20 protein-coding genes are annotated in these 24,223 nt (G+C 37.5%); 14 read left to right on the top strand and 6 right to left on the bottom strand.

Annotation, left to right across the window (positions count from 1 at the left end; translation table 11 throughout):
• The first annotated feature begins 1 nt into the window (after position 1).
• From JKA74_RS08130 to JKA74_RS08080, 11 genes are all read left to right on the top strand, one after another.
• Positions 2-1,159: a 1-deoxy-D-xylulose-5-phosphate reductoisomerase gene (locus tag JKA74_RS08130; RefSeq protein WP_201430686.1), complete on the top strand. Its 1,158-nt coding sequence runs from the start codon at positions 2-4 to the stop codon at positions 1,157-1,159.
• Positions 1,159-2,481, top strand: coding sequence for an RIP metalloprotease RseP (gene rseP / locus JKA74_RS08125; RefSeq protein WP_201430685.1), 1,323 nt, complete (start codon positions 1,159-1,161; stop codon positions 2,479-2,481). Before JKA74_RS08130 ends, rseP begins: the two co-directional genes overlap by 1 nt.
• Positions 2,482-2,520: 39 nt before the next feature.
• Positions 2,521-3,135, top strand: a complete 615-nt coding sequence (locus JKA74_RS08120) for a DUF1684 domain-containing protein (RefSeq protein WP_201430684.1) — start codon at positions 2,521-2,523, stop codon at positions 3,133-3,135.
• Positions 3,136-3,364: 229 nt separating this feature from the next.
• A complete protein-coding gene (gene pheT / locus JKA74_RS08115) occupies positions 3,365-5,782 on the top strand; it encodes a phenylalanine--tRNA ligase subunit beta (RefSeq protein WP_201430683.1) in 2,418 nt (805 codons plus the stop codon).
• A 3-nt stretch (positions 5,783-5,785) separates the two neighbouring features.
• Complete coding sequence (locus JKA74_RS08110) at positions 5,786-6,082, top strand: hypothetical protein (RefSeq protein WP_201430682.1); 297 nt, start codon at positions 5,786-5,788, stop codon at positions 6,080-6,082.
• Positions 6,083-6,097: 15 nt separating this feature from the next.
• The gene (locus tag JKA74_RS08105; RefSeq protein ID WP_201430681.1) at positions 6,098-6,382 is read left to right on the top strand and encodes a cell division protein ZapA; all 285 of its coding nucleotides are present in this window, start codon (positions 6,098-6,100) and stop codon (positions 6,380-6,382) included.
• 57 nt (positions 6,383-6,439) lie between these two features.
• The gene (rny, locus tag JKA74_RS08100; RefSeq protein WP_201430680.1) at positions 6,440-8,002 is read left to right on the top strand and encodes a ribonuclease Y; all 1,563 of its coding nucleotides are present in this window, start codon (positions 6,440-6,442) and stop codon (positions 8,000-8,002) included.
• A gap of 223 nt (positions 8,003-8,225) precedes the next feature.
• Complete coding sequence (locus JKA74_RS08095) at positions 8,226-9,356, top strand: ABC transporter substrate-binding protein (protein ID WP_201430679.1); 1,131 nt, start codon at positions 8,226-8,228, stop codon at positions 9,354-9,356.
• A complete protein-coding gene (locus JKA74_RS08090; RefSeq protein ID WP_201430678.1) occupies positions 9,353-10,375 on the top strand; it encodes an iron ABC transporter permease in 1,023 nt (340 codons plus the stop codon). The genes JKA74_RS08095 and JKA74_RS08090 overlap by 4 nt, the downstream gene beginning before the upstream one ends.
• Complete coding sequence (locus JKA74_RS08085) at positions 10,368-11,126, top strand: ABC transporter ATP-binding protein (RefSeq protein WP_201430677.1); 759 nt, start codon at positions 10,368-10,370, stop codon at positions 11,124-11,126. The genes JKA74_RS08090 and JKA74_RS08085 overlap by 8 nt, the downstream gene beginning before the upstream one ends.
• A 108-nt stretch (positions 11,127-11,234) precedes the next feature.
• On the top strand, positions 11,235-11,618 hold the full coding sequence (locus tag JKA74_RS08080; RefSeq protein WP_201430676.1) for a hypothetical protein: 384 nt from the start codon (positions 11,235-11,237) through the stop codon (positions 11,616-11,618).
• A gap of 15 nt (positions 11,619-11,633) precedes the next feature.
• On the opposite strand, the gene JKA74_RS08075 is transcribed toward JKA74_RS08080, so the two are convergent.
• A complete protein-coding gene (locus JKA74_RS08075) occupies positions 11,634-12,056 on the bottom strand; it encodes a Fur family transcriptional regulator (RefSeq protein ID WP_201430675.1) in 423 nt (140 codons plus the stop codon).
• Between the two features lie 317 nt (positions 12,057-12,373).
• Positions 12,374-14,062: an energy-dependent translational throttle protein EttA gene (ettA, locus tag JKA74_RS08070; protein WP_201430674.1), complete on the bottom strand. Its 1,689-nt coding sequence runs from the start codon at positions 14,060-14,062 to the stop codon at positions 12,374-12,376.
• Between the two features lie 139 nt (positions 14,063-14,201).
• Here ettA and JKA74_RS08065 point away from each other — a divergent pair, with 139 nt between their 5' ends.
• Both JKA74_RS08065 and JKA74_RS08060 read left to right on the top strand, forming a co-directional pair.
• Positions 14,202-15,458 carry a DUF349 domain-containing protein gene (locus JKA74_RS08065; RefSeq protein ID WP_201430673.1) on the top strand — a complete coding sequence of 419 codons (1,257 nt, stop codon included), beginning with the start codon at positions 14,202-14,204 and terminating at the stop codon, positions 15,456-15,458.
• A gap of 109 nt (positions 15,459-15,567) precedes the next feature.
• Positions 15,568-15,789: a DUF2795 domain-containing protein gene (locus tag JKA74_RS08060; protein WP_201430672.1), complete on the top strand. Its 222-nt coding sequence runs from the start codon at positions 15,568-15,570 to the stop codon at positions 15,787-15,789.
• Between the two features lie 16 nt (positions 15,790-15,805).
• On the opposite strand, the gene JKA74_RS08055 is transcribed toward JKA74_RS08060, so the two are convergent.
• Both JKA74_RS08055 and JKA74_RS08050 read right to left on the bottom strand, forming a co-directional pair.
• Positions 15,806-16,474, bottom strand: a complete 669-nt coding sequence (locus tag JKA74_RS08055) for a 2-C-methyl-D-erythritol 4-phosphate cytidylyltransferase (RefSeq protein ID WP_201430671.1) — start codon at positions 16,472-16,474, stop codon at positions 15,806-15,808.
• Between the two features lie 108 nt (positions 16,475-16,582).
• Positions 16,583-18,667 carry an OmpA family protein gene (locus JKA74_RS08050; RefSeq protein WP_201430670.1) on the bottom strand — a complete coding sequence of 695 codons (2,085 nt, stop codon included), beginning with the start codon at positions 18,665-18,667 and terminating at the stop codon, positions 16,583-16,585.
• A gap of 170 nt (positions 18,668-18,837) precedes the next feature.
• Between JKA74_RS08050 and yihA the strand changes: the two genes are divergently transcribed.
• A complete protein-coding gene (gene yihA / locus JKA74_RS08045; protein WP_201430669.1) occupies positions 18,838-19,452 on the top strand; it encodes a ribosome biogenesis GTP-binding protein YihA/YsxC in 615 nt (204 codons plus the stop codon).
• Between the two features lie 549 nt (positions 19,453-20,001).
• Here yihA and JKA74_RS08040 read toward each other — a convergent pair.
• Entirely contained in the window at positions 20,002-20,415 is a 414-nt protein-coding gene (locus tag JKA74_RS08040) for a hypothetical protein (RefSeq protein ID WP_201430668.1), read from the bottom strand.
• A 5-nt stretch (positions 20,416-20,420) separates the two neighbouring features.
• Positions 20,421-24,223: T9SS type A sorting domain-containing protein (locus JKA74_RS08035; protein ID WP_201430667.1), on the bottom strand; the 3,803-nt coding region annotated here is incomplete at its 5' end.

The following is a 24,223-nucleotide window of genomic DNA, read 5'->3' as shown; positions in this document are numbered from 1 at the left end:
AGTGATAAAAAAGAAATCAATCGCCATATTAGGCTCAACTGGCTCCATAGGAACACAAGCCCTGGAAGTCATTAAATCCCACCCGGATCATTTCATAGTAGAAGTACTTACAGCGCAGAATAATGCCGATTTATTAATTAAGCAATCGCTGGAATTCAAACCCAATGTGGTAGTAATAGGAAATGAAAAATTGTATGATAAAGTACAAAATGCCTTATCACCACATCATATAAAGGTTTATTCAGGAGAAAAATCCCTGACCCATGTGGTGCAAATGGATACTATAGATTTAGTGTTAACTGCTTTAGTAGGCTATGCCGGACTAATTCCAACCATTAAAGCCATTGAAAGTGGAAAACATATTGCTTTGGCCAATAAAGAGACTTTGGTAGTTGCCGGAGAATTAGTTACAAAATTGGCGGAAGAAAAAGGGGTAAATATATATCCGGTTGATTCCGAACACTCGGCTATTTTCCAATGCCTGGTTGGTGAATTTCACAACCCGATTGAGAAAATTATTCTTACAGCTTCAGGCGGACCATTCAGGGGCAAGGACAAGCAATTTCTAGAAACAGTGACAAAGGCACAAGCCTTAAAACACCCCAACTGGGAGATGGGAGCGAAAATCACCATTGATTCTGCCTCATTAATGAATAAAGGACTGGAAGTAATTGAGGCCAAATGGTTGTTTAATTTAAGGCAGGATCAAATTGAAGTGGTAGTGCATCCACAATCTATTATCCATAGCCTTGTACAGTTTGAGGATAGTTCAATGAAAGCACAATTAGGTTTGCCTGACATGAGAGTTCCTATTATGTACGCCCTGAGCTTTCCCGAAAGATTAAAGTCAGATTTTGAGCGATTTAATTTTTTAGATTACCCAAATCTCACATTTGAGCAACCCGATAAAGAAACATTCCGTAACTTAGCGCTGGCATTCAAATCTTTAGAAAGGGCAGGTAATGCTGCTTGTATTTTGAATGCAGCAAATGAAGTCGTAGTTTCGGCCTTTCTTGAGGAAAAAATTTCATTTTTAGGTATGTCAGATATCATTGCCAATTGCCTTGATAAATTACCTTTTATAAAAAACCCAGGTTTGGAAGACTATATTTCAACAGACAAAGAAACTAGAATTAAAGCTTTAGAGTTTATACGTTAATGGAAACAATAATAATGATTGCCCAGCTACTATTGGGCCTATCTATTTTAGTAGGATTGCACGAAGCAGGCCATATGTTGGCTGCCAAGGCTTTTGGAATGAGAGTGGAACAATATGCTATAGGCTTCCCTCCAAAAATTTTTAAATTCAAATATGGTGAAACAGAGTATTCGCTAGGTGCCATTCCTTTGGGAGGCTTTGTGAAGATATCAGGAATGATAGACGAGTCCTTAGACACCAAATCCCTTGACAAAGAGCCAGAACCTTACGAGTTCAGAGCAAAGCCTGCGTGGCAGCGATTAATCGTGATGCTAGGTGGTATTATCGTGAATGTAATCACAGGTATTGTCATTTTCATATTCTTGCAATATGGTTATGGAGAGACTTATATGTCTAAAGATATCATTATGGAAAATGGTATTTATGCCTATGATTTAGGGCAAGACGTTGGACTAAAGACAGGCGATAAAATCATTGCTGTTAATGGTCAGGATTATGAAAGAGTAAATGAATTAACCAGTACTGATGTTTTATTAACTTCTGACAGTTATTATACCGTCCTACGAGATGGGGAAGAAATTATCGTTCCTATTCCCAATGATTTAATAGGGAAGCTCTCCGATAAAAATACTCCCGTAGATTTTTTTGACCCTCTATATGAATTTAAAGTGGGCAATGTGCTTCCTCAAAGTAATGCTGACATGGCTGGTTTACAACCCGATGATCAAATCATTGCAGTAAATGGGGAATCTATCCGGTACTTCCAGCAATTCGGTGAAAAATTGGAAGATCTTAAAGGTGAGGAAATCACTTTAACTGTTAAAAGATTAGAATCAACAGAGCAATTAACTGCCCGAGTTACTGACGAAGGAACATTGGGCTTTAATGCAACACCGGCATTAGACTTATCTCACCAAGACTTCACTTTTGCTGAGTCTATCCCTCTTGGCACACAAAAAGCTTTCAATGTAGTATGGGTAAACATCAAAGCATTTGGCAAGATATTTAAAGGTGAAGTCTCCGCTTCCGAATCTTTATCCGGCCCAATCGGTATTGCTCAGATTTTTGGAGGAGAATGGATTTGGCAAAAATTCTGGACTATTACAGGTTTATTATCTATGGTATTGGCCTTTATGAACTTCCTGCCTATTCCTGCTTTGGATGGAGGGCACGTGGTATTTATTACTTATGAAATGATTTCCGGCAGAAAACCTTCTGATAAATTCCTTGAAAACGCACAGAAAGTAGGAATGGTATTACTTTTAGGACTGATGGGCTTTGCCATTTTTAATGACATCTGGAAAATTTTACCATGGAGTTAATAATCCTGAAACTGCACCTAACTATTTAATTATTCACGGATGAAACCGACAAAAATATTGACATATGCCGGTGTACTCATCGTTATTGTCATTCTGATATTTAATATCAACCCTAACTCCTCTGTACCTGAGCCAGGCAATTATCAGGAAGAGATTGCAAAACACAGAGAGGAGAAGCATTTATTTATGAAATCAGATAAAGCTTCTCCTTTTATAGAGCAATCAGTACCTTTTGATAGCTTGAAATACTATGAAGCTGATGAGTCTTTTAAAGTAAATGCTACTGTGGAAGAAATCAACGATGGAGAGATTCATCAATTAGCCACAAGCGATGGTAAAGAAAAGGAATTCCAGGAAGTAGCCATCCTGCACTTTGATTTAAAAGGCACCCATCAAGATCTGACCTTGCTGGAATCTAAGGAGTCGGGACTATATTTTCTTTCTTTTTATGATGAAACAAGTGCTATACAAACTTATGGCTCAGGCAGATATTTAGAAACAGAATACGAGCCGGGAAAGTCAAAAGTCTTGCTAGACTTCAATTATGCTTACAATCCTTATTGTGCCTATACTACTGGTTATAGTTGTCCGGTACCCCTGCAAAAGAACCAAATCAACATTCCCATTACGGCAGGAGAGAAAAATTACGATTAAGAGCAACTAATCATTTTCAATACCAATCATTTCCTTAATTTTGCTTTTTGAATTACATTTTGTAGTTCAAAAACAAAAAGGAGTTTTCATCAATTAGCATGAGCAGAAATTGCCCTTCAAATTGATCTTCTCCCGAAATTTCTAAATAATCAATTGGTGGATTAAGCATATATTTATTCTTAATGTGAATAGATATTAAGCTTTATTACATCAGATAAAAACAATAATAATGAAAGTAGCTTTAAATTGGTTAAAGAAATATATTGACATTAAGGAAAGCCCTGAGGAATTAGGAGAGTTATTAACTAATACCGGCCTTGAAGTAGAAAGCATAGAAGAAGTAGAAACTGTTCCGGGCGGGCTGAAAGGAGTTGTAATAGGAGAAATACTCAATTGCACACCTCACCCCAATGCAGACAAGCTTAAGATCACCATGGTAAACATTGGTGAATCAGAACCTGTACAGATAGTTTGCGGAGCACCTAATGTAGCTAAAGGGCAAAAAGTAGTAGTGGCAACAGTTAATACCACCTTATATCCAAAGCCTGATGAACCTTTTCAAATCAAAAAATCAAAAATTAGAGGAGAACTATCTCTGGGTATGATTTGTGCCGAGGATGAGTTAGGCTTAGGTAATAGCCATGATGGTATTTTGGTTCTTGATACAGGTCTACCTGCTGGTACGCCAGCTGCAAAATATTTTAATCTGGAATCGGATACTGTTTTTGAAATAGGACTTACGCCTAACAGAGCAGATGCTACAGGGCATTTGGGAGTAGCACGTGACATTAAAGCTGTAACCGGCAATGAAATCAACTGGCCTGACGTATCAGCTTTCGCTACTGACAATAAAGATTTATCTATTAAAGTAATCGTTGAGAACGAACAGGATTGCCCAAGATACAGCGGAGTAAGCATGAGTGGACTTACAGTAAAAGAATCGCCAGCTTGGCTTAAAAATGCTTTATTGAGTATTGGTCTGGAGCCAATTAATAACATAGTAGATGTAACCAACTTCGTTTTATATGAAACAGGGCAGCCCCTACATGCATTTGATGCTGCCAAAATTAAAGGCAACACTATTAAAATAAAGAATTTACCGGAAAGCACCATTTTCAAAACTCTGGATGATAAAGAGAGAAAATTAGCTTCCACAGATTTGATGATTTGTGATGGAGAATCTAACCCAATGTGTATTGCTGGTGTATTTGGAGGAAAAGACTCAGGTGTTTCTGATACAACCACGAGTATATTTCTGGAATGTGCTTATTTTTCGGCTGACAGCATCCGGAAATCATCTCAAAAACACCAGCTAAAAACAGATGCGTCTTTCAGATATGAGAGAGGTACTGATCCTAACATTACAGTTTATGCATTAAAAAGAACTGCTCTATTAATTAAAGAAGTAGCAGGAGGAAATATCAGTAGTGAAGTGATTGATCATTTCGCTACTCCTGTTGAAGACAGAGCTGTCAGCATGAAGTATAAAAACATTGACAGGCTGATTGGTAAAAAATTAAATAAGGACAGCATTCACCAAATCCTGAATAGATTAGATATAAAAACTGAGAATACAACCGAGGAAGGATTTATTGCAATAGTCCCTCCATATAGAGTGGATGTTACGCGTGAAGCAGATGTAATTGAAGAAATCATCAGAATTTATGGTTTTAACAATGTAGAAATCCCTGAGACTCTTTCAAGTAGTTTTCTGGCGAGTTTCCCTGAGATTGACCCGGGGAAAATAAGAAAGGAAGCCGGCTTATTATTATCTGCCAATGGATTCCAGGAAATAATGACCAATTCTCTTACCAAGGCTGCCTATAGTCAGCAATTGGGCGATTTTAATGAGGCTGAGAATGTAGAAATCCTGAACAAATTAAGTGAAGAACTAGGAGTAATGCGTCAGGACTTATTGTTCACTGGTTTGGAAGTACTCTCTCACAATATCAATCGCAAACAAAACGATCTTAAATTCTATGAATTTGGAAAAATTTATAAAAAAATTAATTCCAAATACAATGAGAAAATGCGCCTTGCCTTGTATCTGACAGGGAAAAACGAACCCGAGAATTGGTTGCGAAAAAATGAATCAATAAAATATCATGATTTGTATTCGGCAGTTCTGAAAATTTTCAATAAATTTAGTGCGGAAAGTATTGAAAATGAAGATTTTCACAGTGACATCTTCGATTATGGCTTGAAGCTTAAAATCAACCAAAAAACAGTATGTGAATTGGGTAAATTAAGTAAAAAAGCCCTGAAATTGAGTGGTTTAAAGCAAGATGTGTTTTATGCCAATATCGATTGGGAAGCCTTATTAAGAAAGGTAAATACCAATGTTCAATTTGAGCCGGTGAGTAAATTTCCGGAAGTAAAAAGAGATTTGTCGCTGGTAATTGATAAGAATGTTTCCTACGAATCTATCAAAAAAATCAGTTTGAAAGAAGCTGGTCATTTGCTTAGTAAAATTGATGTTTTTGATGTGTATGAAGGAGATAAAATTGACAAGGATAAAAAAGCTTATGCTCTATCATTTACGCTTCAGGACAAGACGAAAACCTTGAATGATAAAATAATTGATAAAACAATGAATAAACTAATGCAAGCTTTTGAACAAGAAATAGGGGCTGTGATTAGAAAATAAAAAATGAATCAAGACGGACTACATACTGAATTAAATGCCTTAGAACGTAAGGTTCAACTGCTTTTGAATGAATATCAAAATGCCAAGAATGAATTGAATATTTTAAAAAGCGAGAATCAGGAACTAAAGTCAGTGTTGAAACAAAAAGACGAACGGATTAAGGACTTTCAAAATCAAGATAAAATTAGTAAGATTGTAGGAAGTATTGGGAAGAGTGAGGAAGAAACTTCTGAAATGAGGGGTAAAATTGACGAATATATTAAAGAAATTGATAAGTGTATTTTACACTTAACAAGATAGATAACCGGACTATTTATGAGGGAATTATCCATCAAAATAAAGATTGCTGACAGGGAATACCCTATGACCGTGAAAGCGGATGAAGAAGAGCGCATTAGAAAAGCCGGTAAATTAATTAATGAACGATTGAAGTCGTACAGGGAAAAATTTGGCATTGATGACAAGCAAGACCTGCTTTCAATGGTTGCTTTTGATGCATTAATAGACAGATTGAGTGTAGAAGACAATAGACAGGGAGCAGACGAATCGGTTTTAAATAAAATTAAATCTATTAATCAATTAATTAGTCAATCAATATAACACCCTCCATTCAGTAACAATAACACTGCTTCCCGGCAATATAAATAAATATATAAAATGGGAACATTATACATTATTATTACAGGTGTTGCAGGCCTTTTATTAGGCTTCTTCTTGAGCAAAATGGCTCAAAAAAGCCTGCTCAATAAACTAGAAAGGGAAGCGCAGGACAAAGCCACTTTAATTGTTAGAGAAGCTGAAATTAGTGCTGAAAACATAAGGAAAGATAAAATGCTCGAAGCTAAAGAGCATTACCTGAAAAAAAAGTCGGAGTTTGAAGAAGAGGTTAGCAGGCGTAAGAACCAAATGGTAACCAATGAAAACAAACTTAAACAAAAGGAACAGAACTTATCCAAAGAAATAGAGCAGTTTAAGCGTAAGGAAATAGAAACCGAAAAGCTTCAGGAGAACCTGGCTGCACAACTTGATGTAATTGCCAAGAGAAAAGAAGATCTGGAAAAAATCAAGCAACAGCAAGTTAATATTCTGGAGAAAGCAGCTAACCTTACAGCTGATGATGCAAGAGAACAATTAATTGAAGCTTTAAAAGATGAAGCCGAAACCAAAGCTTCCTCCCTCATAAAGGATATCATGGAAGAAGCCAAGCTTACGGCTACCAAAGAAGCCAAGAAAATTGTTATCTCTACCATTCAACGTACTGCTACAGAACATGCAGTAGAAAACTGTGTATCGGTTTTTAACATTGAAAGTGACGATATCAAAGGTAAAATCATTGGAAGGGAAGGTAGAAATATCCGTGCACTGGAAGCGGCCACGGGTGTAGAAATTATTGTTGATGATACGCCAGAAGCCATTATCATTTCCGGTTTTGACCCTGTCAGAAGAGAGATAGCCAGGCTATCCTTGCACCGTCTGGTACAAGATGGAAGAATCCATCCGGCAAGAATTGAAGAAGTAGTAGCCAAGACTATCAAAAATATAGAGGAAGAGGTAGTAGAGATTGGTGAAAGAACTGTGATTGATTTAGGTATTCATGGATTACATCCTGAATTGATAAGAATGGTCGGGAGATTACGCTTCAGGTCATCTTATGGACAGAATCTATTACAACATTCAAGAGAGGTTGCCAATATGTGTGCTACCATGGCTTCTGAATTGGGTTTAAATGCCAAACTGGCCAAGCGAGCAGGATTACTTCATGATATAGGCAAGGTTTGGCCTGATGAACCGGAGCAGCCACATGCTATTTTGGGTATGGAGTTCGCCAAAAAATACAAGGAGCATCCTGAAGTTTTAAATGCCATTGGTGCCCACCATGATGAAATTGAGATGACTTCATTAATATCCCCTATTGTGCAGGCTTGTGATGCCATTTCTGGTGCAAGGCCTGGAGCAAGAAGGGAAATCATGGACAGCTATATCAAACGTCTGAAAGAATTGGAAGAGTTAGCCATGAATTTCGATGGTGTGAATAAATGCTATGCTATTCAGGCCGGACGTGAATTACGGGTGATGGTGGATGCAGATAATGTATCCGATCAAAAAGCCGGTCAACTATCGTTCGATATTTCTCAAAAAATAGAAAAAGATATGCAATATCCTGGTCAGATAAAAGTGACTGTGATAAGGGAAATGAGATCGGTTTCTTTTGCAAAATAAATTGCTTGAGAAATGATATAAGCTAATGAAGGCCTGCACTTGCAGGCCTTTTTTGATCAACACAAAGAGAATAAACAAACTTCACAAGTTGAATCTAAACCTTGCCCTAAGTGTGAATAGGATAGATTGATATTGATCCTATTTAATTTCTTCTCCTCCATTAACAACATTATTAAGTTCTATTAATTATACACTCTCCATAATTTGCTTATTTTTGCCTTCAATGAAAACTCAGCAATCTTTCTACGCCCTAATAGTTATTTTACTAAGTTTCTCCTGCTCAACTCCTAAAGAAGAACAGGAGAAAAATATAGGAACCGAACTTATACGCTACAGCGAAAAACTCAGTATACAAGCCTATGAGGATTACACTAAAGTAACTGTAAAGCATTCTAAAAATGAGCAGGATGTCTTTACCTATATACTTTATCCTAAGGACAAATCACAACCTTCCATAAAAGCTGATCTTTATATCCAAACGCCCATTAATAAAATCATTTGCTTCTCTACTAGTCATTTAACCGCCTTGGATGCCTTAGATCTGGAACAACATTTAATTGGATTTCCAGATACTAAATGGATTTACGATAGCAGCTTAAGAGCAAAAGTGAAAGCAGGCTCTCTTCAGGATATTGGACAAAAAAATGGTATCAACATTGAGAAAACCCTAAAACTACAGCCTGACCTCGTAATGGCTTACAGCACTGGCAGCGCTTACGATAACCTTGAGCCTATACAACAAGCTAATATCCCTGCAGTTGTAAATGTAGATTATCTGGAAAGTAATCCCTTAGGCCGGGCGGAATGGATAAAATTTACTGCAGTTTTTTTCAATAAAGTGGAGGAAGCTGATAGCATATTCAAATCTATTGAATCATCTTATCAGGAACTAAAGGACTTAGGCCAAGCACAAGCATCTAAACCTACAGTAATGACAGGTGTAATGTATGGGGACACATGGTATGTGCCAGGAGGAAATAGCTATGGGGCACAATTTATAACAGATGCGGGTGGTAATTATCTGTGGTCGGAAAATAAAGAGAGTGGCAGCCTGGAACTGAGTTATGAGAGTGTATTAAGCAAAGCACAAAATGCAGATTTTTGGATTGGAGTAGCTAATTTTTCCTCTTACAGTAATTTAAAAAATACTGATTCAAGGTATGCTTATTTTGATGCTTTTAAAGAAAAAAATATCTATAGCTATGTTAAAAGAGTGCATGAGGCAGGAGGGAACGATTACCTCGAATCCGGATTTTTACGACCAGATCTGATATTGCAGGACTGCATAAAAATACTCCACCCTGATGTACTCTCAGACAGGGAATTCACTTACTTTCAGGCTTTGCAACCTTGAAATCTACAAAACCATATCGATTCCTTGCCGGATTAAGTTTTCTTTTGTTAATATTAATCTTTTTTTCAGTGAGCCTGGGGTCAGTCTATATCTCACCAAACGAAATTTTCCAGGTCTTATTCAGTGATACTTTCAACGAATCCGCTATTTATAATATCATCATCCATTATAGGTTCCCAAAAACAATCACCTCTGTTTTTGCCGGAGCGGCCCTGGGCTTTGCAGGTCTACAGATGCAAACATTGTTTAGAAATCCCTTAGCAGGCCCTTTTGTGTTAGGCATCAGCTCAGGAGCAAGCCTGGGTGTGGCACTATTAGTTTTATCTGGTATAGGTATTACCGGTATTTTAGCTTCATGGAGTATGGCTATTGCCTCAATAGTGGGTTCTTCTATTGTATTACTTCTGGTGTTACTAGTATCAATTAACATACGCGACAGCATGTCTTTGCTTTTGATAGGGTTGATGTTTGGTGCTTTCACCTCAGCCATTGTAAGCGTGTTACAATATTTCAGTTCAGCAAATGACATTCAAAATTTCCTTTTCTGGACCTTTGGCTCTACAGGCAACCTTAATTGGCAGGAAATGAAAGTATTTATTCCAGTGGTTGTTGGGGGAATGGCTATAGGTTATACGCAGGCCAAACCCCTTAATGCGTTACTTTTGGGAGAAAATTATGCGCAAAGCATGGGCTTAACCATCAAAAAAGTAAGGATTGCATTAGTATTGAGTACCAGTTTATTGGCCGGGGTAGTAACAGCTTTTTGCGGGCCAATTGCTTTTTTGGGTTTAGCGGTACCACACATAGCAAGAATTATCTTCAAAAGTGCAAATCACCATGTGCTTATTCCGGCCACTTTGCTTTTGGGTGCTATTCTATTGCTGATTTGCGATATTATTGCGCAAATGCCGGGGCTTGACCTTATACTCCCCATTAATGCCATTACGTCTCTTTTTGGAGCACCTGTGGTTATTTGGCTGATTGTGAAAAGTAAAAACATGAGCAGGAACTTTGGTTAAAACAGACAATATATTTCACACTGAAAAACTGGCCATTGGCTATAAAAAAGGCCGTGCCACTAATATTCTGATGGACAACATAAACCTTTCAGTGAAGAGAGGCCAAATGATCTGTTTGTTAGGTGCCAATGGTGTAGGCAAAAGCACATTGATAAGGACTCTGGCAAGATTGCAGCCAACTCTTGAAGGAAATGTAATTCTACTTGGAAAGAATATCCTGGATTATAAACATAAAGAGTTGGCCCAGAACATTAGTCTTGTACTCACTGATCCTATTCAGGGAGGGAATTTAAATGTGCTGGAACTTGTGCAAATGGGTCGCTATCCTCATACTTCATGGTCAGGCCAGTTAAGTTCCATTGATGATGAAAAGGTGAATATAGCCATACAACAATGTGAGATTGACTATATTAGAAACTCCAACATTTTTGAAATAAGTGACGGGCAATTGCAAAAAGCCCTCATAGCTCGTGCTCTGGCTCAAGATGGAGATTTAATGTTGCTGGACGAGCCGACTGTTCATCTTGACGCCAATAACAGGTTTACCATAATGGAATTATTAAAAAAGCTAGTGGAAGAAACAGGTAAATCAGTTATTATTAGCACACACCAGGTAGAAATGGCCCTGGAATTGGCAGATGAATTATGGTTGGCAAGTTGCGGAGATCCCATTGTATCAGGAAAACCAAAGGAGTTAATTGAAAAAAAATTGATTGCCAAAATGTTTCCTTATCTATCAAAACTTTCTTAAATAGCATTGGTTGGAATAGTAGTACTTAGAGTGATTTGACTTTTGGAATATAGGATTTTCCTCACATTTTATCTACTTTTGCATCTTTCAATTTTCAACCAATACAGAGTGATCCTAATTCATACTAAAGCATTGCATATTAAAGAAAAAACACACTATTTAAGTGTTGTAAGCAACGGGGATAGAAGAAATTTCACTGAAGTAATTCAGAATGCCAACAAAATACATGAAGTGATACAAAAGTCTTCTCAAACCTTAATTTTACTTGATTACAGAAAAACTATTTTTCATCTTCCTCATAATGAAGCTTTTAACCTGGTAAAGGTATTTGAAATAAAACTGACAGAATTTAAGAAAGTAAAGATGGCTGTAATTATTAATAACAGAAGTGAGGAAATTGGTAACTTCTGGGCTTCTATTTGTCAAAGAAGAGGTTTCAATTATGCCGTTTTCAAAGAAGAACCGGAAGCTGAAAAGTGGCTATTGAATTGAGTCCTGCATTCATAATTACTGGCATTCCTTACATACACCATTCATTGTATAGCTCACACTGTTTAATTGATAGTCCTCAGAGATTTTCACATCAGGCACTTTTATTTCCTGTAAACAAAAAGTTTGATTACATTCATCACATATAAAATGAGCGTGTTCATCTTTATGATCATGTCCAGAGCAATCGTCAGCACATAACGCATATCGCATACCTCCTCCCTGATCAGGGGCTTGATGTAAGATACCATTTTCTTCAAAGGAATTTAAAGCCCTGTAAAGCGTCACCCTGTCATGGCTTGTCTTTAGCATCTTTTCCAGATCATTAACAGAAAGTGCATGATCCTGTTTCATAAATATTTGAAGGATTTCCAGCCTAATTTGGGTCCTACGCAAACCATGAGATTGTAATAAATCCTCTGCAATTTTCAAAGTTTCCATGATACTCTTTCTTTACTACCAAATATCGTCATTTTTTAACAAAACTAAAAATAACGCAAAATAGTTGCCTTAAATTCCGGTCAGGAAATTAATTTATTTCTGAAAGATCTCTCATCCATGAGGTATATGAGTCTTTCTAAGCAAAAAAACTTATTTAAGCTAACCCACTAAAAAATCTATTAAGAATAAATCTCTTATCAAAAAGTACTATAATAGCCACAGGTTTACCCGTGGCTATTATTATAATTTATCAATAAAAAAGCTGATTTCAAACGAATTAGCAAAATAGCACTCCACTTTATCACTTCATCACCTAATTAACCTCTTGCCAATTTCTTATACTTGATTCGTTTAGGAATAGCATCCTCCCCTAATCTCTTCCTTCTGTTTTCTTCATAATCAGAGAAATTCCCCTCAAACCAATACACCTGGGAATTCCCCTCAAAGGCCAATATATGAGTAGCTACTCTATCAAGGAACCAACGATCGTGACTGATAATTACAGCACATCCTGCAAAATTTTCAAGTCCCTCTTCCAAAGCCCTTAAAGTATTTACGTCTAAATCATTGGTTGGCTCATCGAGTAACAACAAGTTCGCTTCCTGTTTAATAGACATGGCTAAATGCACCCTGTTTCTTTCCCCACCGGAAAGCACTCCTACTTTTTTCTCCTGATCGCCCCCGGCAAAATTGAATTTACTTACATAAGCCCTGGAATTAATTTTATTGCTTCCCAGCTGAATCCATTCATTGCCCTCAGATATATTTTCCCACACAGATTTATTTGGATCCAGATTATCATGCTCCTGATCAACATAAGAAAGTTTAACAGTTTCACCCACCTCAAAACTTCCTGCATCAGGTTTTTCTTTTCCTGTAATTAAGTTAAACAAAGTAGTTTTACCGGCACCGTTTGGCCCTATGATTCCCACAATTCCACCTTGTGGCAAAGAGAAATTAAGATCTTCATATAATAATTTATCTCCAAATGCCTTGGATACACCATGTGCCTCTATTACTTTACTGCCCAACCTTGGTCCGGGCGGAATAAAAAGTTCTAATTTTTGTTCTTTTTGCTTTACTTCTTCTCCAAGCATTTTCTCATACGAAGAAAGTCTGGCTTTGGATTTTGCCTGCCTTGCTTTAGGAGACATATTCGCCCATTCCAATTCTCTTTGCAAAGTTTTCTGACGTTTGGATTCTGTCTTCTCCTCCTGAGCTAGTCTTTTTTGCTTTTGATCTAACCAACTTGAATAGTTTCCTTTCCAGGGAATTCCCTCTCCCCTATCCAGTTCCAATATCCAGCCTGCTACGTTGTCAAGAAAATACCTATCGTGGGTAACAGCTATCACAGTTCCTTTATATTGTTGTAAATGATGTTCCAGCCAATGAACAGATTCCGCATCAAGGTGGTTGGTTGGTTCATCCAATAATAAAACATCAGGTTCCTGTAAAAGCAATCGGCAGAGTGCCACTCTTCTTTTCTCTCCTCCTGAAAGGTTCTTCACTGGCGCATCCGCAGGCGGAGTACGCAAGGCATCCATAGCCTGCTCCAGGCGACTATCGAGTTCCCATGCATTATGATGATCCAGTTTCTCCTGCACTTTGCCTTGTTGCTCAATTAAGTCATTCATCTTATCAGTATTATCCAATATCTCAGGATCTCCGAATTTCTCATTAATTTGTTCAAATTCCTTCAACAGGGCCACCACCTCGGCCACGCCTTCTTCAACCACTTCCTTTACGGTTTTATTGGGATCCAATTGAGGCTCTTGCTCCAACATACCCACTGTGTATTCCTTTGAGGCAACCACTTCTCCCAAATAATCCTTATCTATACCTGCTATGATACGCAGAAGGGATGATTTACCAGAACCATTTAAGCCTAATACACCAATCTTTGCACCATAGAAAAAAGAAAGATATATATCTTTAAGCACTTGCTTTTTAGGTGGGTAGATCTTTGAGACACCCGACATTGAAAAAATTATTTTATCATCACTCATATCAATTGATTTTACTAACTTCCAAAATTATATATCAAATTACGTGAATACCTAGGTAATAACACAATAGGCATGCGGGTATCTCATAAAATAAATTTATTTTTGCAACGAAATATTTTAAAACCAAAATTTAAACATTTTGACTGAATTAAAGCAAGACATGGCTTTCATTGAGGAGGGTAAAGTTATTCTTAAAGCGCAAGGAGAATTTCCTGAGCGTGTAATCGGTGAAGTAAAAGATTCTGAAACTGAATCGATTCAATTTTTTGAAAATAAATTTACTCTATTAATAAATAAGGTAGATGAAGTACAAAAGCAAATAGAGGAAGAAGATAATAAAGGATCTTTCCTGATGAAAATCGTCAATCTAAAGAAATCACTTTCTACCTATGATGGCATTGGTGATTTTTTAATGTTAAAGGATCGATTGGTAATGCTTGAAAAATTATTGGAGGATTATATCAGTCAAAACAGAAAAAGAAATCTTGAAGTAAAATCTACTCTGATTGAAGAAGCCAAAAGTTATGCTTCCAATCCTAATTGGAGAGAAGCTACAGAGCAGCTGAAAGAACTAAGGCAAAGATGGATTCGCGTAGGTGCTGTGGATGACAGTAGCAAGGAAGAGATAGAAAGCAACTTTCAGGCTGTTTATGACGAGTTTTATGAACGTAAAAAAGCCTTTCATGAAGCCAAACAAGCAATGATGGCCAAAAGGATTGAACAGTACGAACAACTCATAGAGAAAGCCAGGAAATTAAAGACCACAGAAAAAGATTCCGAGAAACTTTCACCGCTTTTAGGCCAACTGGTCGAAGAATGGAAATCTTTGGAAAATATTCCAAAAGAAAATTACAGTCAATTACTCAATGTTTTTAAAAAGCTTACTCATATTCCCGGACAGATTGAAAGAAAAAAGCAAAATGCTTCTCCTAAAAAACAGGAGATTGGTGTAGAAAAGAAAAAGGAGCTTTTAAAACAGTTGGAATTAGCAAAAGAATTACCCATTGAAGAGGCTGTGGTTAAGGCTAAAGAAATACAACAAAGCTGGAAAGAATTAGGCAAAGTAAGTGTGGGTAAAAAAGGGAATGAAGATTTTTTCTTTTGGAATGATTACATATTCGAAAAACACTTCTTAGATAATTTGTTTAAAAAGAAGGCAAAACCTAAGCTTGATAATAAAGAAGCTCTGAAATTCAAAATGAACTTATTGCGTGACCTATTAAGCCGCGATCAGAAAGAACTGCTCATATTTGAAGAAAATCTGGAGAAGTTTAACCTGGGTACGGACAAGCTGGATAAGATGGTTGGCTTCAAACATGAAAAACAGAAAAGAAAAATAGCTGTCAAGCAACAAATCCTTGATGAATTACGTGATTCCAACAAAAATCAGCAATAATAACTATTGTTGAAATTTTCCTAACAAATATATTAAGTGAAAGTGAATTAAAACTTTGATTTACAAAAATTTATTATACTTTTGCGCATCAAAAAAAATACGTTAAAATATGTATTGGACATTAGAATTAGCTTCATATTTAGAAGATGCACCGTGGCCTGCCACTAAAGACGAATTGATTGACTTCGGAATTCGATCAGGTGCGCCATTAGAAGTTGTAGAAAACCTACAAGAATTAGAAGACGATGGTCAACCTTATGAAAATATTGAGGAGATATGGCCGGATTACCCATCAAAAGATGATTTCTTTTTCAATGAGGATGAGTATTAGCAAAGTGAGTAAAAACTCACTTTGCTTTTAAAAAAGCTTCAGCAACAAGCATATCTTCAGGTGTAGTGATTTTAATATTCTTATAGCTCCCCTCCAATAAGGTAATATTGTGACCAGTAGCTTCAACTACTGATGCATCATCAGTAAATTCTTCTTTAAAATCTTGCTCATAAGCCGATTTGATTAGATTTGACTGGAAAGTTTGTGGAGTTTGAATAGCTCTAAGTTTACTTCTATCCAGGTTGTGACTTTTAACAGCTTCTAATTGCCTCACTGAATCTTTCATTTTCACTGAAGTAACGGCACTACCTTTTTCACGAGCTACTTCATAGGAATTTATAATTAATTCCTCACTAATGAAAGGCCTAACACCATCATGTATAGCCACCAAAGCATTGTTTTCAACGTACTCCAAAGCATTCTTTACAGAATGAAACCTGGTTTCACCACCACTCACAGTAATATGTGGAGTGTAATTATGATGCCATTCGCATAGTTCCTTCCAAAAATTAATTTCTTCTGAAGGCAAAGTGATGATTAGTTGAATGTCAAAATCTGCCATGTGAAAAGCCTGCAAAGTATGCATGAGAACGGGAGTACCTCCCAGTTTAAGGAATTGTTTAGGCAGACTCATCCCCATCCTTTTCCCTGACCCACCGGCTACTATTATAGCATACTTTTTCATTAATCAGATTTGTTCTATTCTTAAAAATAACTTAATGCCAGCACATCTTGTTACATAGCTGCATAAAAAAAGGGTCATGAAGACCCTTGAAATATGATGGTTTTTAAGTTATTTCCTAATGACAAATTCTACCCTCCTGTTGATCTCCCTACCCATTACCTCATCATCATTACTTACCAATGGACGTTCTTCTCCATAGCCAACAGCATTCAACCTATTCTTATCTATACCCTTATCCACTAAATATTTCATTACCCGGTTAGCACGCAATTGAGAAAGTTTCTTATTGAAAGCATCGTTACCGATATTATCCGTATGACCTGCTATCTCTACATTCACATTATTATTTTGCTCCAGGAAGTTGACCATTTTATTGAGTTCATCATCAGATTCTGCTTTTAAGGTCGCCTTCCCGAAATCGAAAAAGATATACCTTAACACTTTACTTGATCCTACTTCTGCCTTTCGCAATCTTATAGTTTCCCTGATAGTTATCTCCTTATCTGAAGAAGCCGGAACACTTATTTTTTTATTGGAGAAGATATATCCCGTTTTCTCAGCAGATAGCATAAAATCAGTATTTTCATCACGTACTACAGTAAAGCTATAGATACCATTTTCCATTTTATTGGGAGGGAGTATTATGTTATCAGGCTGGCTTTTTAGTTCTAATTTTGCATCTATTGTTTCATTGGTTTTAGCATCAACTATACGCACCATCAAAGTAACAGGTTGGTCGGTATCAACGGTTTCATCCTCTTTAGCATCAGCAACATCCACTTTATTCACGTCCCTATCACTATCAATTTTATCCTCATCTACCGGATTATCTTTCTTGACAGTTTCCTTATTCGTAACACCACCACTTGCATCTGCAATTGTTACTGAGTAAATGTCATTGTAGCCGAAACCATCCTCTCTCACTGAAGCGTAATATCCTGTTTTACCATCTTTGGTCATTACAAAATAAACATCATCATCAGGCGAATTAAGGGGATAACCCAAATTCACAGGAGTACTCCATTCATTACTTGCGCTATCATATTCCGTCTTGTAAATATCAAAACCTCCCATCCCATCATGGCCTGTGGAACTGAAATACAAAGTTTTCCCATCATACTGAATAAAAGGACCATCTTCGTCCTCTTCCGTATTTATCACATTTCCTAAATTCTTAGAGGGACCCCACTCTCCTTTTTTGTTTTTGGTAGAATAATAAATATCAAAACCTCCGTTTCCTCCAGGCCTGTTACTGGCGTAAAACAAGGTGTTTCCATCAGAAGATTGAGAAACAGATTTCTCATTATATCCAGCCGAATTAATATTTTCACTCAATCCAACAGGCGGAGACCAGGTATCCTCTGCCAACAAATTGGTATAATAAATGTCTCCATTCCCTTCATCGCTATAGATATACAACGTTTTGCCGTCAGGAGAAAAACCCAGGTTAGAGTCATGATATTTTGTATTTACCACACTCCCAATATTCTCGGCATATTGCCATTTTCCATTACTCTTTTTTGAAATGAAAATGTCTTCGTAATGAAAATTATCGTCAAAAACATTTTCATTTAAATTCCCATCACTTCTTCTGGTGGTAAAAACCATTACGGTTTCATCCGCATTTACAACAGGTGCATAATCCCAGGAATCGGAATTAATAGTTGAACCCATATTTTCAATTGAATAATTTACAGGATTGTTTTTGTACCGCTGCCCATTCTCACATTCGTATATTCTTCTTTCTACTTCCAGCAAAGGAGTTTTATCTGCTCCATTATAGTCTTTACTTTTTTCCAGTTTTCTTTCGTATTCTTTATAATAATCAATAGCGGTTCCAAAGTCGTAGCCATAATGATACCCCCTACCAATCAAGTACAACAGATTGAATTTATAATTCGGATCCAGTTGATATGTCCTTAAAAGAAATTTCGTTGCTTTTGCCTTCTCTGTTGTTTGTAAGTAAGTATTACCTGCCATAAAATTAGCTTCAACATTACTGGGGTCCGCTTCCGCAGCAAGTACGTACATTTCGCGTGCCTGCGTCAAAACTTTTGTCGCAGAAAGAATTTCCTGAGCTAATGCCATATATTCTTCAGCTTCCTGTTCCGGAGTCATTTCCTGAGAAAAGCTATCGTTCAAGAAAATGAAGGGGAGGAGAAAGATAAGAAGCAGTCTATATAATAATTTCATATTATTCTTAATTCGGTAAAAGATAGCGAGTTAGGTCGCTTCACTCAAATAATCACTTAAATTAAGTTACTTTTTATGTTATATCAAAAAAACAAGCGAAAACTTATGAAAAATCTTTCATATAGTTGTCATTTCTATCTTCTTTAACATAAAGCCTTTATCTTTACGGCATGAACAGCATTAAAGAAGCAGAATTTATCATCAGTAATACAGACCACAGCAAATGCCCAGCACCTGATTTACCCGAGTATGCTTTTATTGGTCGTTCTAATGTAGGAAAATCTTCTCTAATAAATATGCTTTCAGGTAGAAAAAGCCTTGCAAAAATATCAGGAAAGCCGGGAAAAACGCAATTAATCAACCATTTTTTGATGGATAAATCATGGTACCTGGTAGATTTACCCGGCTACGGTTATGCCAAAGTAAGCAAAAAAGTAAATGCCGGCTGGGGAAATATGATCAATAATTACCTTACTTCAAGGGAAAACCTGGTATGTATTTTTGTACTGATAGATTCACGGCTTCCCCCGCAAAAAATAGATGTCGAGTTTATTGATTTTCTAGGAAGAAACCAATTACCATTATCAATTATCTTTACCAAGGCAGACAAACAATCCAGGAATAAAACACAGCAAAATGTGGCAGTATTCAAAAAAAACATGCTTAACACCTGGGATGAATTCCCTCCGCACTTTATCAGTTCTGCTACGGAAGAAAAAGGCAAGGAAGCAATATTAGGTTTCATTGAGCAATTAAATGAGCATTGGAATGAAGTTGAAGAGTAGACGAACTTATGCCTGACGGGTGTAACTTGCCGGCATTTACTTAAGCTAGGTCTGACGTTTCCCCAAGTTCTGTGACTCACAGAACTTGAACTGCAACATTCAGAAAAATGGTTTTATTGACAATACTATATCGCACCTACGGAGCTTGGTTCGATTATACAATGTTTTTCTACTATGATTAAGCTCCTATGGAGCCGGGGTTTCGTTATTCATAAAAATGATGTTGTCCTTTCAAGGCTGGCAATTACGGTTCAAATTGGGTCGCCTTTTTCGGTTTAACAGTGCACCATTTGACCGAAACCACTGGCATGTCCTAACCGAAATATAGCCAACATCATGCTTAATTATTGAGTCGCAGACTCATGGTTATTGAACAATCCACAGTCCGCTGCGCTAAAACTACAGATAGGAAGAGATGAGGGTTTAGGGTGACAGCACTTTTTAGTTTACTCCTTCGATAGATGCAGATTAAAGAAGATTGACCATAAAAAACCCCATCAATCAAAGACTGATGGGGTTAAATAGGAATTGTTGTTACCTAATTAAGTATCAATAATTGTTACCGTTAAACCTGTTCATTAAATAGCGGATCTCAAAATCACCGGCTATTGAACTTGACACATTCTGCACAAAATGTGCTTTCGAATAAGTCATAGTAACAATTTGTAAGTCACGGGTTTCAGAACCTTCTCCAGTACCTGTCAATGTCAACGCTGTTTCTGTAGCAGACCACGTGCCTACACTTAACACACCATTGGCATCTTCCAGCACAAAGTTACCATCACGCTCGATCACCAGTCTTTCAATGATATCGGAGTCATCAGCCTGGCCTGAAACATATGCTTCGTCTACTAACCATTCACCTACAACCATTTTACCGGTTGAAGGATCTTCAGGTTTGGCACATGAGATAGCTATTAAAGCTATCCCAAGTACAAAAATATAATTTATGAATTTTCTCATGATTCTTAATTTTTAATGATTCTTACATTTTTAACCAGACCTTCATACTGAATCTGTAGCATATAAATACCTGACTCCAGGTCACTGATTGAAATCATATGCTTAGCTTCCAGACTATTCTTCTCAAAGCTATCTGACTTCATTACCTGACCGGTCATTGTGGTGATTACCAATTGGTGCTTGCCCATGTACTCACTCACTATGTTCAGGTTCACCTCAGATGAACTTGGGTTAGGATAGGTATTTACATCCATGCTAACTCCGCTTCTGTTGGCCAATACTCTTTCGTCCAAATCAGCAGAACTTCCGGTTATAATACAACCTGAAGTGTATTCAACTTCTACAGTATACTCAGCATTGTCAGTGATAATAATTGAGTTAGAGGTTGAATTAATCATTAAAACTCCATTCCTGTACCATCTAACAGTTGCACTACCATCAAAAGTTGCTATCAGCCTTGAATCATTCATTTCTAAAGTGATGTTTCTTACACTTCCATAAGAGAAAATTGCCGGGTTTACATTAGAACAACCTGTTCCATCTGCATAACTTACCTCAACGTAGAATGGTGTATTGTCCTCTTCTACTACATCAGTTACTGCTATACCACTAGAGCCTGATTGTATTGTCACCGGGTTACCAGATGCAATTCCTGTATTACCATTATATAATTGGTAGGTCATTGCAGCTGTATTTCCATTAAAAATACTAAACTCAACCTCTCCGGCACCACAAGTAGTATTCACCTGAGATAAACCAGGAATACTTGGCTCAGCAACTACTGTTACAACTATCGCATTGGATTGCGGAGAGTAACAACCCGCTGCATTACCCACTTCAACAGTATAACTACCGGCATTGCTTACCTCTAAAGTATTGGTATTGACAAGGCCCTGAGTAGAATTAGTAATGGTAGTTCCATCCCTTCTCCATCTGTAGTAATCAGAACCTGTTGGTGCCGTTAAAACTACTGTTCCTTCACCAGCACAGAAGCTTAAATCTCCGGTTGAAGTCAATGCAGGGGCCTCGGTTGGTTGCTCCAATATATTAACAGTGAATTCCACTGAAGTAGCTGTACAACCGTCAACGTTCAACGCATCAAAGTTCCAAACGAAAGAATATACACCGGATTCAGTAATTTCATAATCATCTTCATCGGTAGTAGCATATACTGCTCCATCTTTGATTACCTGAACATTACCGTTATTTCCAAATGATGTACCATCCATAAATTCAATATCAATACTTTCACAAACATTAATAACTTCACCAGCACCTATTAAAGTAGTTGTGTTGTCATTTCTAACCGCAAATTCAGGCACATCATATCTGTCAACATCTATTGAAGCAGATGCATCACTTGAACAACCTGTACCAAATGGCACATTAGATACCTGTACAGAATATGATCCCTGGTCCTCAATAGAAATAGTCCTTGAAGTAGCACCATTGCTCCACAGATAGAAATCATAACCTTCAGGTGCTGCCAAAACCACAGGGTCAGCAGAAGAACAAGCTTCCAAATCACCACTCACTACTGTAACAACTGGTTGATCTGGTGTTTCTGCGATATTTATCTGGATAGACTCAGTAGTGTATACACAACTTACGGTTGTCACTCTTGCGAAATAAGAACCAGAAACTTCAATATCACCATCATCATCAATTGAAGTACCTGTTGCAACCAGGTTGTCCAGGTCATCTCTGAACCACTCAACTAAAGTAGTTCCTGTTGTGGTAATACTTCCATCCTCAAGCAATCTTCTAACACTTAAAGACACCTCTTCTGCTCCGTCACAAGTAGTCAGTTCTGAACCTCCAGCTACTAACTTCCAGTTCACATCAGAGTCTAAATAAGAATATAATTCAAAGTTGGCCAATACTTCTACAGACTCTTCGTCTACTATTAAAGTATTACAAACTGTTCCGTTTGATGATTGGGAAGTGATCCTCAATTCCAAATCAGTGGAAGCAGCGATCTGACCAATGTTGATCTCATTCTGGTAATCTTCAGGGTCTCTCAACAAGCTTCCCAAAACAGTGCCATCAGCTGCATCCAAAACCTCGTACATGAAGTAATCCTGCATACTGCCTGCATCGATGCTTACAACCACATCTTCCGGTGCACAAGCCAATGGATCGTTTACCGTAAAGCTTGAGCCTGTATTGACAGGTGCAACCAATTCATAACTCTCTTCAGAGAAATTACCATCAACATTCACTGTATTGTCAGTGGTCTCGTCTTCAGCACTCAATCTGAACTTAAAGATGCCATTGTCAGCTGTGTTGCTCAAGGTGTTTCCGGCAAATCCAAAAGTAACCTGGCCTGAACCTTCAACAAGGTTGAATTCATAGCCACTAATTGGATTGATTGTACCGCCAGCATTCCTGTAATCAACAGTCACTACATTGTCTGCACCGAATCTACCCTTGATCTCGTAATCCAGGGTCACTTCACTGTCCACGCAACCTTCAACGGCTGAAATAGCATTTACCGTCAGCACTTGCTGTGCTATACTGATTGATTCATCTACATAATCGAATGGCAAGCTTTCCCCAAATATGATATTAAGATTTTCTATGAAGAAATCGCCTTTAGCTTCTTCTTGTCTCCATCTGAACCTTACACCGTTCTCTTTCATATCGGCAGTAATCGGATAGGTAAATCCATCGCCAGACAAGGCAACCTCAGCATCCGTTTCCGGATAGGTTTCCAGTGGTGTATAGCTTGTTCCACCATCCGTAGAGTATTCAAACGCTATGTACTGACTTGCTGTTAAATTAACCGGAAGTTGATCGAAATCAACTTCAAATGTTATTCTAGCAGCATCAGCCATTTCTTCAGGTGTGAAATCACGGGTAGTTAGCAACCTGCGGCCGGTCTGCTCCTCAAATCCAGCAGTCCCACCAGATTCGCTCAGATTAGGATATATAAATATGCCTGAAGAATAATTAATATCAATCCTGAAATTGGTGATTTCAAATGTACTTCCATCAATTTCATTATTGCTCAACCTAAACCTGTAGCGAATATTTTCTCCGCCTGTACCGGGGTTATCACGTAACTGACTCGGGAGGTAGTAACCTGGACTACCTGATCCATTGGGGAATGATGTTAAGACTTGATAAGCTCCGTTATTGATAGAAAATTCTGCCACTAAATTTTGAGTACCCATTTTCTGATAATTATAAGTAAAGAAAAGAGCAGCATTTCCAGTAAATTGAGTTTCATATATGTATTCGCTTATTACTTCCAACTCCGCAACTTCACCAGCAATAAACTGATCAGATGATCTATTAAGGTTTGTGAAATCGCTATTTTCCAATAAAGTTCCTACTTCAGCTAATGGCGCATCTTCAGACAATTCAATTCTGAAATCACCTGTGCCCGAATAATCAGTTGGCAATGCAATGGTAATATCTCCCATGCCTTGCTGAGTAGCCAATACAATATCTCCTTCATTTGAATCAAATATCAAATTGACAAATAAATCAGCCGTAGCATCCAGATTGGTTTCATCATTTTCTATATTGATAGAGAATGTAACATCCTGTCCGGCATAAATAGTAGCATTTGGATCTCCTTGATAAACTAATTCTGCTGCACGAAGGAAAACATCCAGGTCTCCTACATCAACACCGCTTTCCTCATCTCCATAGATGTAGTAGGTTTCCTCTCCCATTTCAACTGAAGCAGACATCATCACATCGTATGAGCCATTTACCACAAAGAAAGGAACCTCGCCTTCAAATACACCTAGAGTAGTAGTTGAGCCTATTACGTAGGGAAGATCTGTTTCAGGGTCAA

Origin of the sequence: Marivirga aurantiaca (genome assembly GCF_016679925.1) — a bacterium.
Lineage (GTDB): Bacteria > Bacteroidota > Bacteroidia > Cytophagales > Cyclobacteriaceae > Marivirga > Marivirga aurantiaca.
Note: the sequence above shows the minus strand (reverse complement) of the source record. Positions and strands in the feature narration are given on the sequence as shown.

Coding starts and splice junctions, on each gene's coding strand:
- rseP (WP_201430685.1), top strand. CDS start 1,159: ATGGAAACAATAATAATGATTGCCCAGCTACTATTGGGCCTATCTATT.
- JKA74_RS08120 (WP_201430684.1), top strand. CDS start 2,521: ATGAAACCGACAAAAATATTGACATATGCCGGTGTACTCATCGTTATT.
- pheT (WP_201430683.1), top strand. CDS start 3,365: ATGAAAGTAGCTTTAAATTGGTTAAAGAAATATATTGACATTAAGGAA.
- JKA74_RS08110 (WP_201430682.1), top strand. CDS start 5,786: ATGAATCAAGACGGACTACATACTGAATTAAATGCCTTAGAACGTAAG.
- JKA74_RS08105 (WP_201430681.1), top strand. CDS start 6,098: ATGAGGGAATTATCCATCAAAATAAAGATTGCTGACAGGGAATACCCT.
- rny (WP_201430680.1), top strand. CDS start 6,440: ATGGGAACATTATACATTATTATTACAGGTGTTGCAGGCCTTTTATTA.
- JKA74_RS08095 (WP_201430679.1), top strand. CDS start 8,226: ATGAAAACTCAGCAATCTTTCTACGCCCTAATAGTTATTTTACTAAGT.
- JKA74_RS08075 (WP_201430675.1), bottom strand. CDS start 12,056: ATGGAAACTTTGAAAATTGCAGAGGATTTATTACAATCTCATGGTTTG.
- ettA (WP_201430674.1), bottom strand. CDS start 14,062: ATGAGTGATGATAAAATAATTTTTTCAATGTCGGGTGTCTCAAAGATC.
- JKA74_RS08060 (WP_201430672.1), top strand. CDS start 15,568: ATGTATTGGACATTAGAATTAGCTTCATATTTAGAAGATGCACCGTGG.
- JKA74_RS08055 (WP_201430671.1), bottom strand. CDS start 16,474: ATGAAAAAGTATGCTATAATAGTAGCCGGTGGGTCAGGGAAAAGGATG.
- JKA74_RS08050 (WP_201430670.1), bottom strand. CDS start 18,667: ATGAAATTATTATATAGACTGCTTCTTATCTTTCTCCTCCCCTTCATT.
- yihA (WP_201430669.1), top strand. CDS start 18,838: ATGAACAGCATTAAAGAAGCAGAATTTATCATCAGTAATACAGACCAC.
- JKA74_RS08040 (WP_201430668.1), bottom strand. CDS start 20,415: ATGAGAAAATTCATAAATTATATTTTTGTACTTGGGATAGCTTTAATA.